Origin of the sequence: Limihaloglobus sulfuriphilus, from assembly GCF_001999965.1 — a bacterium.
GTDB lineage: Bacteria > Planctomycetota > Phycisphaerae > Sedimentisphaerales > Sedimentisphaeraceae > Limihaloglobus > Limihaloglobus sulfuriphilus.
This window is the reverse complement of record NZ_CP019646.1, coordinates 677,242-695,512: the sequence shown is the minus strand read 5'-3', so window position 1 is coordinate 695,512 and position 18,271 is coordinate 677,242. Positions and strand designations below refer to the sequence as shown.

Here is an 18,271-nt window from a genome sequence, read left to right as displayed (position 1 = left end):
AAACACGCTAAGTTGCTATTATTGATAGATATATAAAAATTGAACACTTGTACTTAGACACCTGGTTTTCAGTACAGAAAGGGTAAACATCGCCCGTTGCAAATTCAAAATACAAGCTGCGTTTTTGCAAGGGAACACATTTTACAGAATCTCGGCATCTATACAGTTATTTTTCAGCCGCAGACGCAGAAAATCACCTTTTTTTGGCGGGAGCTGATGGTGTTTTGTGTGGTAATTCACTTCAAAATACCTTTCACAGCGACCGGTCTGTTTTTTGGTATTTTCCACAATAATGTTTATTTCCTCGCCCGCGAACTGACGCCGGAATTTCTGCTGCAGCTCTTTGTCAAGCTCGCTTAGCCGGCGAACTCGTTCTTTTATAACATGTGTCTCTATCTGGTCTTGCATCTTTGCTGCCGGCGTGCCTCTGCGTTTTGAGAAACCGAAAACATGAATCTTGGCAAAGCCCGCCTGCCGCGATATTTCCATTGACTGGTCAAAGTCAAATTCCGTCTCACCAGGAAAACCGACAATTAAATCAGTTGTTATTGCCGGCCGGTCAAGAGCATTGTTGAGCCGTTCAACCGTCTCTAAGAACTCATCTGTCCTGTATTGGCGGTTCATTCGCCTTAAAATGCGATCCGAGCCCGACTGAAGTGAAAGATGCAGATGCGGGACGAGATTTGGATATTTCACGAAACATTCTATCATAGGCTCTGTTATGTCTCCCGGCTCAAGCGAGCTTAGCCTAAGCCGCATCAGCCCATCTATCCGCACAAGCCTCTCGATAAGTGAAACCAGCTCCAGGCTCCGCGAAGTGTCCCAGCGTTTTCGTTTAACGGTTTCCTGCATGTAAGCACTTAAGTATATTCCGGTTAAGACAATTTCCTTATGCCCCGCCGCGACCATGGCCCTGGCTTCTTTTTCAACCATTTCCGGCGGATTTGACCACAATTTTTTGCGTATATGCGGTATTATACAGTAACTGCAGAACCCGTCGCAGCCGTCCTGAATCTTAAGAAAAGCCCTGGAGTGGGAGCCAAAAGTTGTGACAGAGCCCAGACCCAGCGGGTCATCAAGATGAAAATCATCATTTTTATCTGTGATTTTATCGTCTTTATCCTTGATTTTATCGTCGTTTGCGGTTTTACTTACGGGATTGGAAGAATCTGCCTGATTTTTTTTATTTTTTAGCAGTTTTTCCAGGTAATCTGGAAGATTAACCGATCTGTCGAGCATGATTATGCCGTCACCGATGTTGTCTGCCTCGCCGGTATCGACACTTGTAAGGCAGCCCGTGACTATAACTGTGCAATCGGGATTTTGGCGTTTAATCTTTCTTATAAGCTGCCGGCTCTTTGATGAGGCGGTATGGGTAACGCAGCAGGTATGAATTACCGCGATATCGGGCGACTGTACGAACTTTACAGGCTTTAAGCCGTAATTAGATAACAGCTGTGCTATCTGTCGGCTTTCGTATTGATTGACTTTACAGCCAAGTGTTGTAACATAATATGTATTCATTTAACTGATAAAGATATTATTACCGGGCCGGTATTTCAAGCCCGGAAATGGAATTATTAAAAAAAAACCGGAGATATGATATGGCTTCAAAAGCTCAAGCTGTCTGGGCAATCGACCTTGGCAGTGCTACACTTAAAGCCCTGAAACTTCAGGTCGGAGATGACGGCAACCTCGAGGTCGTCGATTTCGACATTATAGAACATTCAAAAATACTTAGCGGCGAAGGGGTTACCGAAGAAGAGGCCAGTACACTGATGGCCGAGTCCCTCAAGAAATTTACCGACACCCACGAGGTAGGTAATACTGATGTCTCGCTTGGTGTTGCCGGCCAGGCAAGTTTTGTGAGGTTCATCAAACTTCCCCCCGTAGAGGCCAAGACCCTGCCAAAGGTAGTCCAGTTCGAGGCTGTCCAGCAGATTCCCTTTGACATCAACGAGGTTGAATGGGACTACCAGCTCATGCCCGAGACCGACGAGCCGGAAACCAGCGTTGGAATCTTCGCGATTAAAAACGAGATTATCGTCTCCATACTTAAGAAATACGCAGAGCTCAACATGAATGTTACCTGCGTACAGACATCCCCGATGGCCCTATACAACTATGCTCACTACGAGTTTAACGGTTTTGGCGGCAGCGACCGCAAGGCTACGGTACTGCTTGATATTGGCACAAACAATACTCACCTTGTAATCTGCTCGGCCAACCGTGTCTGGCAGAGGTCTTTCCAGATGGGCGGCAATGATTTTACCGAGGCCATCGAGGACACCTTTAACGTAAGTTTTGAAAAAGCGGAAAAACTCAAGAAAAACGCCCCCGTCAGCAAACACTCACGCCAGCTTTTCCAGGCAATGAAGCCTGTTTTTGCCCGTCTTGGCGAGGAAATCCAGCGGTCAATAAGCTATTACAGCGGCAGCAACAATGTTGAATACGCCGGCATGATATGCATGGGCGGCGGCATGAAACTCCAGGGCCTGACCAGATATCTACAGCAAAGCCTGGGCATGTCGGTAATACGGCCCGATACATTCCGCAGGGCAAAACCCGCGGCGGATATATCCCTGCCCAAACTCAACGAGGCAGTGCCCGATTTGGGCGTGGTTTACGGACTGGCGGTACAAGGACTGGATTTATCAACGATTCAGAGCAACCTTCTGCCGCGAAGAATGGCCAGGTCTATGGCATGGCAGCAGAAATCAAAATTCATCACAATCGCCGCTTCTATACTCCTGGTGGCTACACTGCTTTGCCTTGGCAGAGCATTAAAAGACAAAGCCGCCTACGCAATGAATGAGGACATCCGGCGGGAAATAAAAACCGTACAGAACCAGGCCAACGAAGCAAGTTCAAAATTAAGTGAGGCTCAAAGTATGCAGGATGAATACTCACGGCTGATTGAAGAGCAGCTCAAGGTATTTGAAGACCGCACCGCTATCCTGCGGGTTATGGATATCATTGTGGCATGTATGCCAAATCCCCAGAACAACCCTGAGCAGGCTCAGCTTTATGAAAGTTTTGAACAAGGCGACGTAGCCGCGGTAACTGAAATTCCGCGAGACCAGCGGAAACAGTTCTTTGTAACCTCCTTTGATGTCAGATATGCCCAGAGCCTTGCCAGCGCCTCTTTTGCAGAGACGCAGGTACGTGACGTATCTACCGGCGGCGGTGCCGGCGGCATGGGTATGGGCATGGATATGGGGATGCCCGGAATGGGTATGCCCGGGATGGGGATGCCTGGAATGGGGATGCCCGGCGGCGACATGGGCGGATTTGGAATGCCCGGATATGAAGGCGGCGGCGTAGAAGATGAATTCGACCAGGATGACGGCCCTGGATTTGTGGTCGTGATCGAGGGATACACACCTTACGAAAACATTGCCGAGCTGATGGACCCCCTGGGCGTCGGAGACGACAAGTCTAAATGGGGCTTTATCACACGGCTGGTTAATATCGACCAGCTGTACGAAGAAACCGGACTTGAAATATTTCGCAAGGAAAGTGTTTCACACTTCAGCTATGAAACCGGCGTGGTTGACCTCGAGGACAAAAATATGCCCGCGGGTATCGGCGAAAAAAAGGTTGTAACACGTGTAGAAACGGCTGAAGATGAAAAATCTTCACGAAGAACCGGTACACACAAAAGCCGAAATCAGGTATTCGCTGAAGAGGTGCTTGTTGACCCGATGACGGGTGAAGAGATCAGCAAAACTTACGACCTGGGCCCTAACGGTGAGATCCGGTTTGACAATAACGGCGAAGAAAAATTCATCGTCCGCGACCACTGGTTCAGGATCAAAGCAAAATTCCTCTGGAATGACGCCCTTAATGAAGGATCCGAGGAAGAAGATTAAAAAGTGAAAACGCAGCAAATATCATAACAGAGGCTAACTCAAATGAAATATCTCAGAATTATAAAAGACTTTATTAAACACTATTCTTCATTAGCATTGCCTGTAGGTCTTCTGCTGGCCGCGGTTATTGTCTTTTTTGTTACAAAAGGCATCAATTCCGGAGTGCAGGAATCTGTCGCATCGAGCCTTAATACCGGTGAGGCCGTCAGCAGGTTTTTGCGAAACGCACCCTCGGCTGAAGAAGCGGAAGCAGAACTGGCTTACCAGCAGAAACATAAGACAGACGCCGAAAGGGTACAGCAGCTTGTGCATCTGACAACGCAGCGTGAGCTGATCGCTTACAATATTTTCCCTGAACCTACAGACAGATCCAGATACATCTTCGACAACTACGCGAAAAAATATATCGAAGCGGTAACGGAAATGTTCAATGAGGTCAATGCCGGAGACGCACCTTCTGAAAACGAACTCCAGGCGGATTTGGCAGGAGCCGCTAACACGCGAAACATGAGGAATGTCGATGAAAATACACAGAAGATCATCGATGCCAGATGCAAAGCACGCGCAAGGTCAATCGGGCTTTACGCACGCCCACAGGTGTTTGACTGGTACAACTACTGGAGCCAGTACCAGTACTCCGGAAGAGCCTCCGCAATATACGACTGCTGGTATTCACAAATAGCTTTCTGGGTTTATCAAGATGTAATGGATACGATAATAACGCTCAAAGGTGACCACAATTCTCTCCTTGCATCGCCGGTGAAAAGGCTCGGCAGGGTGAGCTTCCGTTCACTTTCTGCGATAAACCTGCAAACAATGGATAAATCAAAGGCCACAGCCCAAAAAGATGTCCCTTATATGATAACAGACCAAAGGCCTCCGATTCTTGTAGAGGACAGCTGGACGGGAAGGGTTGGAGACGAAGAACGCGATGTGTTCCATTTCTCAATTTCGGTTATAGTGGAAGTTGACAAAGTGCCGGACTTCATGCGTGAGCTCTGCAGTGCCAAGGAACATGTATTCAGGGGCTGGGACGGAAAATCTGAACCTGTAAACGGAATGCATAACCAGATAACGATACTCAATTCTAAAATCGAACCGGTTGACCGTGAGTCGCCTGTACATAAAAATTACAGATACGGTGCCAGTGCCGTGGTGCAGTGGAGCGGTGTATGTGAATATGTACTTCGCAAGGAAGCCTATGCGGAAATAATACCGGAAGCTATTACTGCTGAGTTACAAGAGGAAGACTAAATCATAATTTGCAAACATCCACAAGGATAATATAAATGAGCAGAATCAGGCAAAACATAATAGAAAAGAACATCCACTTTATAATCATCGGCGTTGCCGCGTTGATCTCCGCGGCACTTCTCTACTTATATGTCCTAAAGAGCCCTAACGCTGTTGAGTTCGATGGAAGCACATACGGCCCCGGTGAGCTCGATCGGGAAATAAACGATCAGGCCCAAAGGCTTGAAGAACGTCTCGACGACCCGGCTGAACCTAAAGGTCCATATGAAGAAAAATATGAACAGTTCTCCCAACTCATCGCCGACCCCCTTGGAGGAGTTATTGATGACTGGATCGAACTTCCCGGACGGCTTGAAAGCGACGAAGAAGACCGCGAATACGCAATACCTTCTATTGGAAGCCTGGCAAAGATTGAAGTTTCACATATTCGTACTGCGGCCTTTGTCCCCGTTGAAGAAGTTACTCTTGAAGTACCCTACGAATCTGCACAGACGAAACTTGACAGTATCGACCTGGTCAGCGTGCAGGCTCAGTTTGATTTTAAACAGCTTCGTGACAATTTCCGCGAAACTTTCAGCGGTACAGACGTGCCTATCGATCTGCGTGACCCTAATCTCGCCAGGCCGGTTGTAGCAGATGTTCGCCTTGAGCGACAGGAACTTACTGGACCGGATCAGTGGAGCCAGTGGCAGCCGATGGAACGGCCTGAGACAGACCCCGTGGCTTCTATGCTTAACATGCCGGAAACTGTAGATCAGCTTGACGAAGAGCTTGAGATAAAGATGCTCAAGTTTGAAAACAAGGATATATGGCTAAACATACTTCAGCCCAGTACCTACGATATCGCCCAGACAGACATTACCTGGTATCCGCCAGAGCTTTACGAGGAATACCAAAGACAGGTCAAAGCCGCCGAAGCTCAGAGGCTGCGTGAAGAACGTGAACAGGCACAGGATCAAAGAACCCGTGAGCGGCCTACCCGTGAACGGCCAACTACCAGAACAACCCCCGCAGTCGGCGGCGGTGCAGGAGGTATGGGCGGTATGGGCGGCATGGGAATGCCCGGTATGGATATGGGCGGCCCAAGCACAACAACACGAGACCGCAGAGACAGATCACGCGACAGAGATGAAGAACGTCCCCAGCGTGAAGAAAGAAACATCCCCGAAGAATACAGTTACATCCGGATGGATTCGGTACAAAACTTTTCTGAACTTACAGAAGAAGAAATAATCTGGACATTTGACGATAAAATCGAACCCGGAAAGACATACCGATATAGAATGAAAATCGGTTTCTTCAACCCGATTGCCGGCAAAGACTGGGCCAAAGAAGGATACGAGCAATACAAAGACCAGGTGATTCTCTGGAGCGATTATACAGAGCCGAGTAAAGCCGTTGAAACAATTAAAATGCAGTACCTCTTCCCCACTGACCGCAACAATGCCGGCGACGGCGTAATGGTAGAGGTTGCCAAATTCATTGAAGGCAACTGGAAAATGCGTCAGTTTGACACACCGGTAGGCAGTATAGTCGGAGACCTGGTCATTGAAGAAGTTCAGGCTGACGAACAGGACAGCCGAACCAGCAGATCTACCAGCAGAACCAGAAGAGGCGACGCACCAGAAACGGTTGAGATTGACTACCGTGTTGGTGCAACGCTCAAAGAGCTCGTTAAAGGAACTATAACCATCAAAGTCGGCGGCAGAGAAAGGGAAGCAAATGCCCTTATAGCAGTATTCGAGTTTGAGGATGGAACCGAGCAGCGGGTGCCTGTAGGCGAGAGAAACTGGAGCGAAGATCTCAGCTCTGCCTACAAATCTGTTAAACAGGGTGTACGCGAACCGGTAACGATTATCAAAAACAGGTCCGGAGCAGGACGCGATTTCAGAACTCCGGGTGCCGCCCCAGGCGGAATGCCGGGTGGAATGCCGGGAGATATGGGTATGCCCGGTGATATGGGTATGCCGGGCATGGGAATGCCGGGTATGTTCTAACCCTTTTTTAACACGAATATACACAAAAGGCCCTGCTTTAACCGGCGGGGCCTTTTTTAATTTAAAAATGCTTAAAAATCATAAAACACCAAATAATAGCACAATATAAAGTTTTACAAAAAAACGACTTATATTTTTTTTGCTATTTTATCTGGACTGCGTGGCTGAATTATGCTAACATTGAGTGACTACAGTATAAAGGTTGATTAAGGGCCGCGTGATGTAAAGAAAAGACATTTCGTGGCCCTCAACTCTTTATAAGGACATCGGATTTCATAGCTCAAGAGAATGAGTATTTCAGCTAAACCTCAAGAAGCTAAAACTTTAACTGCAATCCAAGTGACTCACCAAAAGTACCCTGACCGCCTTTTTTGTTCTCTCTTGGCCTGTCATTACCGCCGCGGCGGTTCCCTGATGATTTTCTGTTTTTTGGCGTTCCGCGATGCGAATTCTTATCCCCTGCGGTATTTGTTATTTTGCCCTTGGTTTCTGTTTTGTCGGCGTCTTTCCGCATACTCAGGGATATGCGTTTGCGGGGAATATCAATTTCAGTTACCGTAACCTCAACCTGCTGTTGGACTTTGAGCACTTCTGCCGGGTTGCTTACGAAACTGTCAGATATCTGGCTGATATGAACAAGGCCATCCTGATGGACGCCGATATCGACAAACGCCCCGAAGTTCGTAACATTGGTCACAATTCCGGGCAGCTTCATTCCAACCTCAAGATCCGTTACCTCGTTTATGCCTTCCTTAAAGTTGAAAGTCTTAAACTCCCTACGCGGGTCGCGGCCGGGCTTGCTCAGCTCCGCCTTGATATCCGTCAGAGTCGGCATACCAACCTTATCGGTTACATACTTCTTTAAGTCTATACTTTCCCGCAGCTTACTGTCTTTCATCAGATCAGTTACACTGCATGAAAGGTCTATTGCCATCTGATGCACGATTCCATAAGACTCCGGATGCACGGCACTGGCATCAAGCGGATTGATACCGCCCTGTATCCGTAAAAAGCCGGCACACTGCTCATAAGCCTTTGCTCCAAGACCGGATACATTCATAAGCTCTTCACGTTCGGAGAACTTGCCCGACGTGTTACGGTGCTCGAGGATTTTCGCGGCGAGGCTCGGGCCTACACCTGAAACATAAGTCAATAGCTGTTTGCTGGCGGTATTGAGCTCTACACCCACACTGTTTACACAGCTTATAACAACATCATCGAGACTGGCTTTTAGCTTTTTCTGGTCAACATCGTGCTGATACTGGCCAACACCGATTGATTTGGGGTCTATCTTAACCAGCTCGGCGAGCGGGTCCATTAGCCGCCGTCCTATTGAGACCGCCCCGCGTACGGTAAGGTCATGATCTGGAAATTCTTCCCTGGCGGCTTCGGAAGCGGAATAAATACTTGCCCCGCTTTCATTTACCATCACAACAGAAATATCGCCGGACAGGCCCAGTGAGCGGATGTATTTTTCCGTTTCTCTGCCGGCAGTGCCGTTACCGATAGCGACAGCCTTTACACCAAAATGATCGCAGAGTTTTCGTATTTTTTCGCCATCCTCTACGGCCTTGTGCTGGGATGTATGCGGATAAACCGTGTCATTAAAAAGCAGTTTACCCTGTTCGTCAAGAACAACCAGCTTGCATCCTGTCCTGAAACCCGGATCAAGTGCAAGTGTCGTCTTCTGCCCCATCGGCGGAGTCAGCAGAAGCTCACGCAGATTTTCCGCGAATACCCGAATCGCCTCGTCATCGGCCTTTTCCTTGGTTTCAAGGCGGATTTCTGTCTCAATCGACAATGATAAAAGACGTTTAAAACAATCCTCAATCGCCAGTGTAACCTGGAGGGAGGCCTCATTGGCGGCTTTGAGGAACATCCCGTTAAGTATCGATATTGCAGGCTCTTCGGGAACATCTATCTTGAAACTGAGGATTTTCTCCGCGGCTCCGCGGCGCATCGCAAGCACTCTGTGCGAAGGAGCGGACTTGACCGGCTCATTCCATTCGAAGTAATCCTTGAACTTGGCACCCTCCTCTTCCTTGTCCTTGAGCACCTTGGTATGGAACATGCCTTCCTTACGGTAGAGCTCCCTGATCTTCTCACGGGCGGGGGCATCTTCTGATATCCATTCTGCAATAATATCGCGTGCGCCGCCGAGAGCTTCGTCCGTGTTGGCCACTTCCTTTTCGGCGTTTATATATTTGCCCGCTTCCAGATGGACGTTGAAATCGCCCTGCTCGAATATCATCTTCGCCAGCGGCTCGAGGCCCTTTTCCTTGGCGATAGTGGCACGTGTCCGGCGTTTGGGCTTATATGGAAGGTAGATGTCCTCAAGGGCAGTCATTGTCATAGCCGCCTGGATATTCGCCTTCAGCTCTGGAGTGAGCTTGCCCTGCTCGTCGATGGTTTTCAGAATCGTCTCACGCCGCTTGTCCATCTCAACAAGCTGCTCTAACCGGTCACGAATCCCCGTAACCTGCACCTCATCAAGGCTGCCGGTGGCTTCTTTACGGTATCGGGAGATAAACGGAACAGTAGCCCCGTCCGCCAGGAGTGCTATAACCGCTTCTGTGCCGCGGCTGCTGATATTGAGTTCACCTGAAATCAGCTCAACATATTTTGCTATCATATATTACCTTAAACACTAATTTTACATCGTTTTATCAATTTAGGGTTAATATACATACCGGCGGGATTATTGCAAGTAAATTCAGATTAAGAATGCCGGGTAAAGTGCGGATTTATTTAAAAACCTCCGACAGGTGATTTATCATATCTACCGGCGTCATAGACACCTGGCCCATATTTTCCGCCGCAAGGTCGCCGGCTTTGCCGTGCAGGTTTACTGCCAGTGCCGCCGCGTTGAATGCCGCGTCTTTGCTGCCGGCCTGCGAGAACTGCGCCCACAGTGCCGCGGTCATTCCGGTAAGGACATCACCCGAGCCGCCTGTTGACATGCCCGGATTGCCGGTGTTGTTAATGAAATATTTCTCGCGGCCGGCGACTATCGTTTTATGTCCTTTGAGTACAAGCACAGAGTTTGCATGTTCTGGAAATTCGTGCACAGAACAGGTACCCATGTCTGTAGTGTTTACATGCGATACGAATTTTGAAACCGTCTCAAGCCTGTCGTCGGGCATGGCCTCGCGGAACTGGCTTTTCCACAGCCGTTTCATTTCGCCGGGGTGCGGCGTTAGTATAAGCTCGCATTTAAGCAGCTTATGCCAGTTATATATGCGGCAGAGGCAGTTGAGCCCGTCCGCGTCCAGAAGCAACCTTAAACCCTTTTCAGCTATCAAGTTAGCAACAACAACTCGCACATCATCGCTTACGCCTATGCCCGGGCCCAGGGCCGTTACGTCGGCCTTTCGGGCCATAGATACTATTTCAGCCAGAGAAGACCTGTCAAATTTACCATCGGGAGTTGAGCTCATGGGCGATACCATATAACACGGCTCAGACGCCGCTACCGGGATATAAACCCTTTCGGGAACCGCCAGATTCACCAGCCCCGCACCGCTGCGAAGCGCTGCCCTGCCGGCAAGCACCGCCGCGCCGCTCATGCCGACACTGCCGCCGACAATCAGCACCCTGCCGAACTGATTCTTATAAGCCTCATCAGCCCTTGCCGGCAGCTTTTGTATGTTCTCTACCTGAATCATAAGGCTCATTATACAGCCCCCGAAATATAATTCACCATTTTTATGAGAAAGCCTCATAGATCATGTGTAACGTTTATGATTTACAAAAAAGTAACTCAAAACAAGTACACACCCACAAATTTCAGGCGTGACATTCCACCATTAAATGGTTGAAAAATAACCACTCAGTGGTTGATTGTCAAATTTTTCCATCAAATTTAACTTAAACACTGTTTTGGGATATGCTATTCAATCATATCGCGCCAGGCATTGGCGAACATACCCAGATCTGCCATATCAACAAACCCGTCACCGTTTATGTCGGCGGCTAACGCTTCCCCGCCGCTGAAAACAGCAAGCCAGTTGTCCGTCAACAGCCAGAAATCCTCAATATCTATGATTCCATCGCCGTTGATATCCGACAGCGGCGTGCTCCACTGCGTCCAGCTCCGCGACAGGATAGCCAGATCCTGATTATCGGATACGCCGTCATAATTCAAATCGCTGTAACTGCGGAAGGTCGCCGTAGAGGAAACTCCCCAGTCGCGGAGGAAAAGCGAGTAATCATCATCGTTTAAGAAGCCGTCACAATTCAAATCGCCGCCCCGCGCCTGCCAGTGCAATCGGGGGTAATCACCCGCCCGCTGATACCACACATCAAACTCCCCGTTACCCGATTCGCCAACATAGTCCCACCCGGCATCAAGGAATGTTCCTGTATTCTGCATCTGGGCGGTTGTCTTACCATCACCACTATCACTGGTCTCAATCCCTGAAACTTCGATATCCCAAAAACATGACATAACTTCATGACCAGAGCCTGTAAAACCACCCATGTCACTATCATCTTCACCTGGTGCTGAAGTTGCGGAATAACTCTGGCTAATATATCCATCATTTTCCCCGCAGAAACCTCCAATAGTACTTTCTCCTTCAACGGCCCCCAGAGAATAACTGTTGGTGATATTACCTTGATTCCTTCCACAAAAACCGCCACCGCTTCCCCGTTGTGCCTTTACCTTACTATTTGAACAACAACTATCAATATCACCAGCATTATATCCACAGAAGCCGCCAACTTCTTCCTCACCATGAACCTCACATTCTGCAGAACTCGTAAGTATGGTTCCTGCATTTTGAGCACACACACCACCGGTTGAATAACGTGACGAAATAATTCCACGTGCGTGACAGGACAAAATAAGTCCATAATTGGTACCGCATATACCTCCGCAATTAAAAGAACCGGGCATTAAACCATCAAAAGAACAATCGACAATACTCCCATAATTCAATCCCACAATACTGCCACAGACATCACGACTGGAACTGACATTCAAATTATCAATCGATGCATTTGTAAGATTGAGATTGCAAACATACCCACCAACATCAACCTTACCAAATAAACCGGCAAATTTATCACCGTTGATAATGAGGTTATAAATTACACAGTCTCTGCCGTCATATTTTCCTGAAAACCCAACATCTTCCTCATCTTCACATATAGCAATTACTGTATGCCTATATATGAAACCATTCTCTATAATAATATCAGCAGTCTGAATATAATTTGCTGTTAAATCTCTATTGACCATATCCAGATCAGCCCTGCAGGCAACAGCAAACGGCTCTGTCTCTGTACCTTTTCCTGTAATACCTGTTGAAACAAAAAGGTCTATTGGCACTGCCCTGTCTACGTACCCGCCCATTATGACAGATATACCTGCAACTGCATCAACTGGAACTGTCATGCTGTCCACGTATTTCACTTCCCCAATTATAAAACCAGTTCCTTGCAAAACAACTTGAGCATCGTCAATATTAATCCCAGATACATCCGGCATCAATGAGGCTTCAGAATTCTGCCAGTACAGAAGCGGATAACTATCCTCGGGCATGTACCAGCCAATCTTACCGGTATTAAAATCTGCGAATTCAAATGCAGGTTCAAAGCTGCTCTGTGTCTGCATCTGCTCAGTTGAAAGACCGATTAAACCACCATATATATCCCCTGCCTCACCAACACCGGAAGTCTCAACGTCCCAGAAAGAATCAAAGACCCAATCATCATCACCAATAAACCCAACATAAGATGGTTTATCAAAATTAATTACGGCAGCGGTTGAATAACAATCTCTTATAAAATTACCACCCCTTTTATTTCCACAAAAACCGCCTACATTATAAGAGTTCGGATACAAACTATCTAAAGTTATAGAACCGCCAGAGTAGCAATCATGTATAAAACCTCCGTCAACTCCAACAAAACACCCTATATCTGCCTTACCCTCTATAATACTTTCAGAATACGAATATCCGATCTCACCAAAATTAGAACCACACAGCCCCCCTGTACTTCCAAAAGTATTGATGATGCTGCCATCTGTAAAACATTCACGCACAACTCCACTGTTGCAGGCTGCAAGTCCACCAACGGAGTCTTTAGAACTTCTGATCCCTGAAGCATCTATCATATAATCAACAACACCAAGCCTTTGGATACGACCATTGTTCCCGGCAAAAAAACCTGCGGCAACGGTATCATCTGCCGTCTTGACATTCATGTTCTTAATATCATGAAATGCACCATCGAACTGACCGGCAAAATACCTGTCAATGACTGAATCATCAAATACTATCCCTCCAAGATCAATATCGCTGACAAGGAGATAATATCCGCCAATAAGCTGTTCATTCTCTGCAAACTCCATAAGATCAACGTAATCGGCAATAATAAACGGATCATCTTTCGCCCCGCTTCCCGTGAGCGAAGTCTGTGGATCTGATGGAGCTACCGGCCCATTACCACTCTGCCAGACAAGTTTTGGGCAATGGCCTTCAACGGTATCCCATATCTCTTCATGACCATCATACACAACAGCAGCAAAATCAAACCCATCATAACTGCTACGATCCTGCATCTGCAATCCAATTAGCGGTGTACCACAATCATACCCAAATCCGGCAAAAACATGATAATAACAATCTTTTACATTATCACTCCAGTTATAGCCGCATATAGCCCCAGTATCAACTGAACCATAGCCGGCTGTGAGTGATCCTAAAAAATAGCAGTTCTGAATAACCGAATCATTATAACCGCAAATTCCACCAAGTCGTTTAGCGAATTCACCGCCAACGATAATACCATTGAAATAGCAATCAGATATAAGCCCCCCACGATTATATCCACTTATCCCACCAATATAACTGGCATTTCCACCCAAAACGATCTCGCCCGAAGAGTAACAACTTGAGATACTTCCGCAATAATTATAACCACTTATCGCACTATTATAAGATGATCTCTCACCCCCGCTAATATTGACATTTTCTATCCCAAGCTCGTGTATACGACCAAATGCAATATATCTGAACAGGGCCAGATAATTAACATCTTCACCGCCTGCATCAATACTCATATTGCTAATTATATTGCCATTGCCATCAAATGTCCCCCAGAACACCCTGTCAATTGGCGATCGACTGAATGACTTACCTGCAAGATCAATATCTACAGTCAGAGAATAACAACCATATTCAAGATTACCATTATTACAGAATTCATCAAAATCTTCATAATTATTTATAAGAAATGGATCATCTGTGCCGCCAGTACCAGAGAGTGTAGTCAGCGGTAAATCACCTGGTAACGGTCCGGCATCTTTTTGCCAGCTGAGTTTGGGCAGGTACCCCTCTTCAATCTCCCAATAGTCTGCGTTTCCATCTTCCGGTACTCCAGCAAAATCAAATCCTTCAAAACTCTCAGACTCTTGCATCTGCAGAATACCAAGGGAAGTTGCATAGCCATTTTGCGGACCAGATAAATTATCAAAGTAACAATTTTTAAATGACCCAGATTTGTTCTTACCACAAAAACCACCAAAATCGTATATATTGATAAGATTTTTTACCGAACCGGAAAAATAACAATTTTCTATAATACTAGAGTCATTCCAGCCGCAAAAACCACCAAATCCTAAAACGTCACCTGAAGACGGATTACCTTCAACAAACCCGTTTACATAACAATTTGAAATAAGAGAAGAATTGGCTTGACCACAAAAACCGCCTAAAAGCCTTGCATCTTTGAATGATCCTGTTACATAGCAGTTTGATACGGTACTAAACGTGACAAACCCTGCAAAACCACCGGCATAGGAATAGCTGTTACTTAAAATAGTTATATTATTTAAACCGAGATTCTTAACCTCTGTATCATAACCCTTAATTCCTCTAAAGAAACCTGTGGCCCCAGTAGAAGACTCGGAAGTATTTATTAAAAGATTACTTATCACATGGCCATTGCCGTCAAAATTGCCCTTGAAGATATAATTTAAACGTCCAATAACTGAGTGATTATAAATAGTACCCGACAAATCAATATCATTAACGAGGAGATAACTCGCTTCCAAATCATCATTTACTGCCTCAAGGTCAGCCTGCGTTGATATCTGGTAAGGATTATCCGTTGTGCCGTCGCCGCCGGCGAAGGCGAAAAGGTTGGAGTTGAAAAGAAATAACGACAAAAAAGCCGCAAAGTTGACAAGAGCTGCATGTCTCATAGTAACCCCCAATAATAAGTGTTTATTTTAGTTGTATATACACAGAATACCCATATCAGACCTCTCGTCAAGGCGAAAAACGCGCTATTCGGGTATCTCCGGAATTTTCTTTTGATCTTTTAACACCGCAAGCTGAATGTCGCCGGCTTTGCTGCTGGCTACTGCCGCCAGCGCCGCTTTGTACTCGGCGAACGTTAAATCCTTGCTCATACGCATATTTACGATACGCTTTCCGGGGGTTTCGGTGTCGAATGACTGATTGAGCGAGTCTGTCATCGACTCTATCAGCCTGAAAATATCATCCTGGGGGCTGATCACCTCAGAGCCCACCGCGTAAACTGCCCTGCCGCCGGGCATGGCCTGAACACTGACCGTGACAACCTGGTCATCGATATCTGCCGGCGTGCGGGCTTTATCTATATTCTCGGGAACACTAATCTCAAAATTTTCCGACTGAATAAACTGGCAGACCACCATAAAAAATATGATGAGAAGAAACACAACATCGATCATCGGCGTGAGGTTTATCGCCGCGAACGGCTGTGAGAGGTTTTTCAGCTCCGGCAGCGGCATGGCTAATTCAAATCTTCTATCTCAAAATTATCGATTATTTCCTCTACCTCCAGCGCCGCCTCTGATACGAGTGATTCGACGCGGTTGCGGAACACGCCGTACACGGCTATCGAGGGTATCGCCACCAGCAGGCCCCAGAAGGTGGTTACCAGCGCAACCGATATGCCGCCGGCGAGTTCATCGGGCCCGGGCTGGCCGCCCGCCTCGACAATCTTGTTGAACGCCTTTATCATGCCGAAAACCGTGCCGAATAGCCCTACCATCGGGGCGATATTGCCGATTATGTTGATCCATTCGATCCGCCGGAATAGCTCAAGTGCGTTTTCCTGGAGTGATTCTATGTACAGATTGCGGCATGCCTCCCGACTGAGCTGCGTGTGTTTCTGCGAGAATACCCTCACTGAAGCCCTGCTGACAAGGTCATCCTCCCGCGAAAGTAAGTCAAGCCCTCGCCCGATGCCGTTAATCCTGAAAGTTGAGCAAATCTTTTTACCGATCCCTTCGGGCACCAGCCTGCGGCGTTTTACCGTTACAAAATAGTAAACCGCCAGCGATATCGAGGCTACCGAGAGCGGCAGGAGTATAATCCACACTATCGGCCCGCCGGATGTTACGAACTGATGAAAAAAACTCACCTCAAATGCTGCTGCAATGCTCATCTTATTTCAAATATTCCCACTGTTTCTTTGTTGGCCTTAGTCAAACCCTGGTCCGGCCTTAAGCCGCGGCGGCGCCGTGCTTGAACGAAGCCCGTTTATGACAATGTTTGACGGAATTTATTTACATTATAATCAATAAACTATAATCCAAGCCCCCTCTCAAGTCAAGGCTGAACAAAATGTATTGATTTATATTATATTTATTATAGAATAAGGACTTAATAGAATTATTATTTTAAAGGCTCAGCCAATGCAAATTTACAAAAAGATTCTTATAACATTATCGTTTGCAGTTACTTGCCTGACTTTTTCGGCAGATGAACAGGCCCCTGTCGAAAAAACTGAGAAACCGCAAATCCCCGCCGAGGCTGCCGCGGTTATCAAAAAAATCAACCAGGACGCTGTAAAACTAAAAGATCTTTCTGCTAAGATAAAATACCAGGTAACCTTTGATAACGGGCTTTTTGAGTCAACCACAACCTACCTGGGCAGCATCAAGGCGGCCAACACCAGAGAAGAATCGAGGCTGCTGGTCACATTCAACAGCCGCCGCGAAGACGAGCTCGAACCCGAAGCACATCATGAGCAGTTCTATTTCGACGGAGTGTGGCTGCTCAGGATTGATCACAACCTCAAAACCAGCTCAAACCGGCAGATGGCAAAACCGGAAAAACCCATGGGGATTTTTGAGCTTATGAGCCAGTACATACCGCTGGTAGCGCTTGACAGCATGGAAACAATGACCAGCGACTTTCATGTTGCACTTGAGAATATCGACGAGGGCAAAACCGCTTCGATGTCGTTCAAGCCTGTTAAAGGCTCGCAGTACGCTGAAAACTACAAACAGCTCAAACTGACATATAACCTCAAAGACTGCTATCCTGCAAAGATATCCGGCACACGCGCTGACGGAGAGGAATTTGTCATTGAGCTCAGTGGAGCGTCAATAAACTCCGAAAAAAACAAACCCGCAGGTATAAAACCTGTTATACCTTCAGGCTACAGCACAAAAACAATACCACTCAAAGAAAAAGAATAAATCTTAACCAGATAAGGAGAATACTCATGGCAAAAGGACTTGTAATATACTACTCAAGAAGCGGCAACACAAAGGCAATGGCAGAAGCCATCACAGAAGCTATGAACCAGGGCGGTCTCGACACTGAATGCAAAGCGGTCGCAGAGACAACCCCCGATGATCTCCTTGGGGCCGAAGCTGTCGTGATTGGCTCGCCCACATACTACGGCCAGATGGCATCAGAGATAAAAAAACTTATCGATGACTCGGTCAGCAAACACGGCAAACTTGACGGCAAGGTGGGCGCAGCGTTCAGCAGCTCGGTAAATACCGGCGGCGGCAACGAAACCACCATTTCCGGCATACTGGACTGTCTGCTTGTTCACGGCATGATCATTCAGGGAGACCCGCAGGGCGACCACTACGGACCGGTATCTCTGGGAAGGCCCGACGAGAGAGCCCTCAAACAGTGCAGACGCCGCGGAGAACGGGTCGCAAAGCTGACACTTCAGCTATTCACATAAACCCTATATTCAGCATGCATTTAGTTGCCTTCTGCAGTGCGGCGGCAAACGCCGGTGAATCCCCGCTTTACGCGGCCTGCAAAGAGAATTTACGGATTCTCTCAAATAAACGCAGAAATGCACGCACAGAAATTCTGAATTTAATTTGTCAAAGTTGATATT

11 protein-coding genes are annotated in these 18,271 nt (G+C 47.1%); 5 read left to right on the top strand and 6 right to left on the bottom strand.

The window, feature by feature from the left end:
- Positions 1-141 precede the first annotated feature (141 nt).
- The gene (gene mtaB, locus SMSP2_RS02685; protein ID WP_146682485.1) at positions 142-1,524 is read right to left on the bottom strand and encodes a tRNA (N(6)-L-threonylcarbamoyladenosine(37)-C(2))-methylthiotransferase MtaB; all 1,383 of its coding nucleotides are present in this window, start codon (positions 1,522-1,524) and stop codon (positions 142-144) included.
- Between the two features lie 80 nt (positions 1,525-1,604).
- Between mtaB and pilM the strand changes: the two genes are divergently transcribed.
- The 3 genes from pilM to SMSP2_RS02670 are packed head-to-tail and all read left to right on the top strand — an operon-like array spanning position 1,605 to position 7,123.
- The gene (pilM, locus tag SMSP2_RS02680; RefSeq protein WP_186804814.1) at positions 1,605-3,872 is read left to right on the top strand and encodes a pilus assembly protein PilM; all 2,268 of its coding nucleotides are present in this window, start codon (positions 1,605-1,607) and stop codon (positions 3,870-3,872) included.
- Positions 3,873-3,914: 42 nt separating this feature from the next.
- Positions 3,915-5,126 carry a hypothetical protein gene (locus SMSP2_RS02675; protein ID WP_146682483.1) on the top strand — a complete coding sequence of 404 codons (1,212 nt, stop codon included), beginning with the start codon at positions 3,915-3,917 and terminating at the stop codon, positions 5,124-5,126.
- A 35-nt stretch (positions 5,127-5,161) separates the two neighbouring features.
- The gene (locus tag SMSP2_RS02670; RefSeq protein ID WP_146682482.1) at positions 5,162-7,123 is read left to right on the top strand and encodes a hypothetical protein; all 1,962 of its coding nucleotides are present in this window, start codon (positions 5,162-5,164) and stop codon (positions 7,121-7,123) included.
- A 316-nt stretch (positions 7,124-7,439) separates the two neighbouring features.
- On the opposite strand, the gene SMSP2_RS02665 is transcribed toward SMSP2_RS02670, so the two are convergent.
- The 5 genes from SMSP2_RS02665 to SMSP2_RS02645 form a co-directional block, all read right to left on the bottom strand.
- Positions 7,440-9,755 (bottom strand): Tex family protein, encoded by a 2,316-nt coding sequence (locus tag SMSP2_RS02665; protein ID WP_146682481.1) that lies wholly within the window; start codon positions 9,753-9,755, stop codon positions 7,440-7,442.
- A 112-nt stretch (positions 9,756-9,867) separates the two neighbouring features.
- Positions 9,868-10,797, bottom strand: coding sequence for an NAD(P)H-hydrate dehydratase (locus tag SMSP2_RS02660; RefSeq protein ID WP_186804813.1), 930 nt, complete (start codon positions 10,795-10,797; stop codon positions 9,868-9,870).
- Positions 10,798-11,012: 215 nt separating this feature from the next.
- Positions 11,013-15,335, bottom strand: coding sequence for a GLUG motif-containing protein (locus SMSP2_RS02655; RefSeq protein ID WP_146682479.1), 4,323 nt, complete (start codon positions 15,333-15,335; stop codon positions 11,013-11,015).
- A gap of 84 nt (positions 15,336-15,419) precedes the next feature.
- Complete coding sequence (locus SMSP2_RS02650) at positions 15,420-15,908, bottom strand: ExbD/TolR family protein (protein WP_146682478.1); 489 nt, start codon at positions 15,906-15,908, stop codon at positions 15,420-15,422.
- A gap of 2 nt (positions 15,909-15,910) precedes the next feature.
- The gene (locus tag SMSP2_RS02645) at positions 15,911-16,567 is read right to left on the bottom strand and encodes a MotA/TolQ/ExbB proton channel family protein (protein ID WP_146682477.1); all 657 of its coding nucleotides are present in this window, start codon (positions 16,565-16,567) and stop codon (positions 15,911-15,913) included.
- Positions 16,568-16,817: 250 nt separating this feature from the next.
- Here SMSP2_RS02645 and SMSP2_RS02640 point away from each other — a divergent pair, with 250 nt between their 5' ends.
- Entirely contained in the window at positions 16,818-17,606 is a 789-nt protein-coding gene (locus SMSP2_RS02640) for a hypothetical protein (protein ID WP_146682476.1), read from the top strand.
- A gap of 26 nt (positions 17,607-17,632) precedes the next feature.
- Positions 17,633-18,109, top strand: coding sequence for a flavodoxin family protein (locus SMSP2_RS02635; protein ID WP_146682475.1), 477 nt, complete (start codon positions 17,633-17,635; stop codon positions 18,107-18,109).
- The last annotated feature ends 162 nt before the right edge of the window (positions 18,110-18,271 follow it).

Coding starts and splice junctions, on each gene's coding strand:
- SMSP2_RS02640 (WP_146682476.1), top strand. CDS start 16,818: ATGCAAATTTACAAAAAGATTCTTATAACATTATCGTTTGCAGTTACT.
- SMSP2_RS02660 (WP_186804813.1), bottom strand. CDS start 10,797: ATGAGCCTTATGATTCAGGTAGAGAACATACAAAAGCTGCCGGCAAGG.
- SMSP2_RS02650 (WP_146682478.1), bottom strand. CDS start 15,908: ATGCCGCTGCCGGAGCTGAAAAACCTCTCACAGCCGTTCGCGGCGATA.
- mtaB (WP_146682485.1), bottom strand. CDS start 1,524: ATGAATACATATTATGTTACAACACTTGGCTGTAAAGTCAATCAATAC.
- SMSP2_RS02655 (WP_146682479.1), bottom strand. CDS start 15,335: ATGAGACATGCAGCTCTTGTCAACTTTGCGGCTTTTTTGTCGTTATTT.
- SMSP2_RS02670 (WP_146682482.1), top strand. CDS start 5,162: ATGAGCAGAATCAGGCAAAACATAATAGAAAAGAACATCCACTTTATA.
- pilM (WP_186804814.1), top strand. CDS start 1,605: ATGGCTTCAAAAGCTCAAGCTGTCTGGGCAATCGACCTTGGCAGTGCT.
- SMSP2_RS02665 (WP_146682481.1), bottom strand. CDS start 9,755: ATGATAGCAAAATATGTTGAGCTGATTTCAGGTGAACTCAATATCAGC.
- SMSP2_RS02635 (WP_146682475.1), top strand. CDS start 17,633: ATGGCAAAAGGACTTGTAATATACTACTCAAGAAGCGGCAACACAAAG.
- SMSP2_RS02645 (WP_146682477.1), bottom strand. CDS start 16,567: ATGAGCATTGCAGCAGCATTTGAGGTGAGTTTTTTTCATCAGTTCGTA.
- SMSP2_RS02675 (WP_146682483.1), top strand. CDS start 3,915: ATGAAATATCTCAGAATTATAAAAGACTTTATTAAACACTATTCTTCA.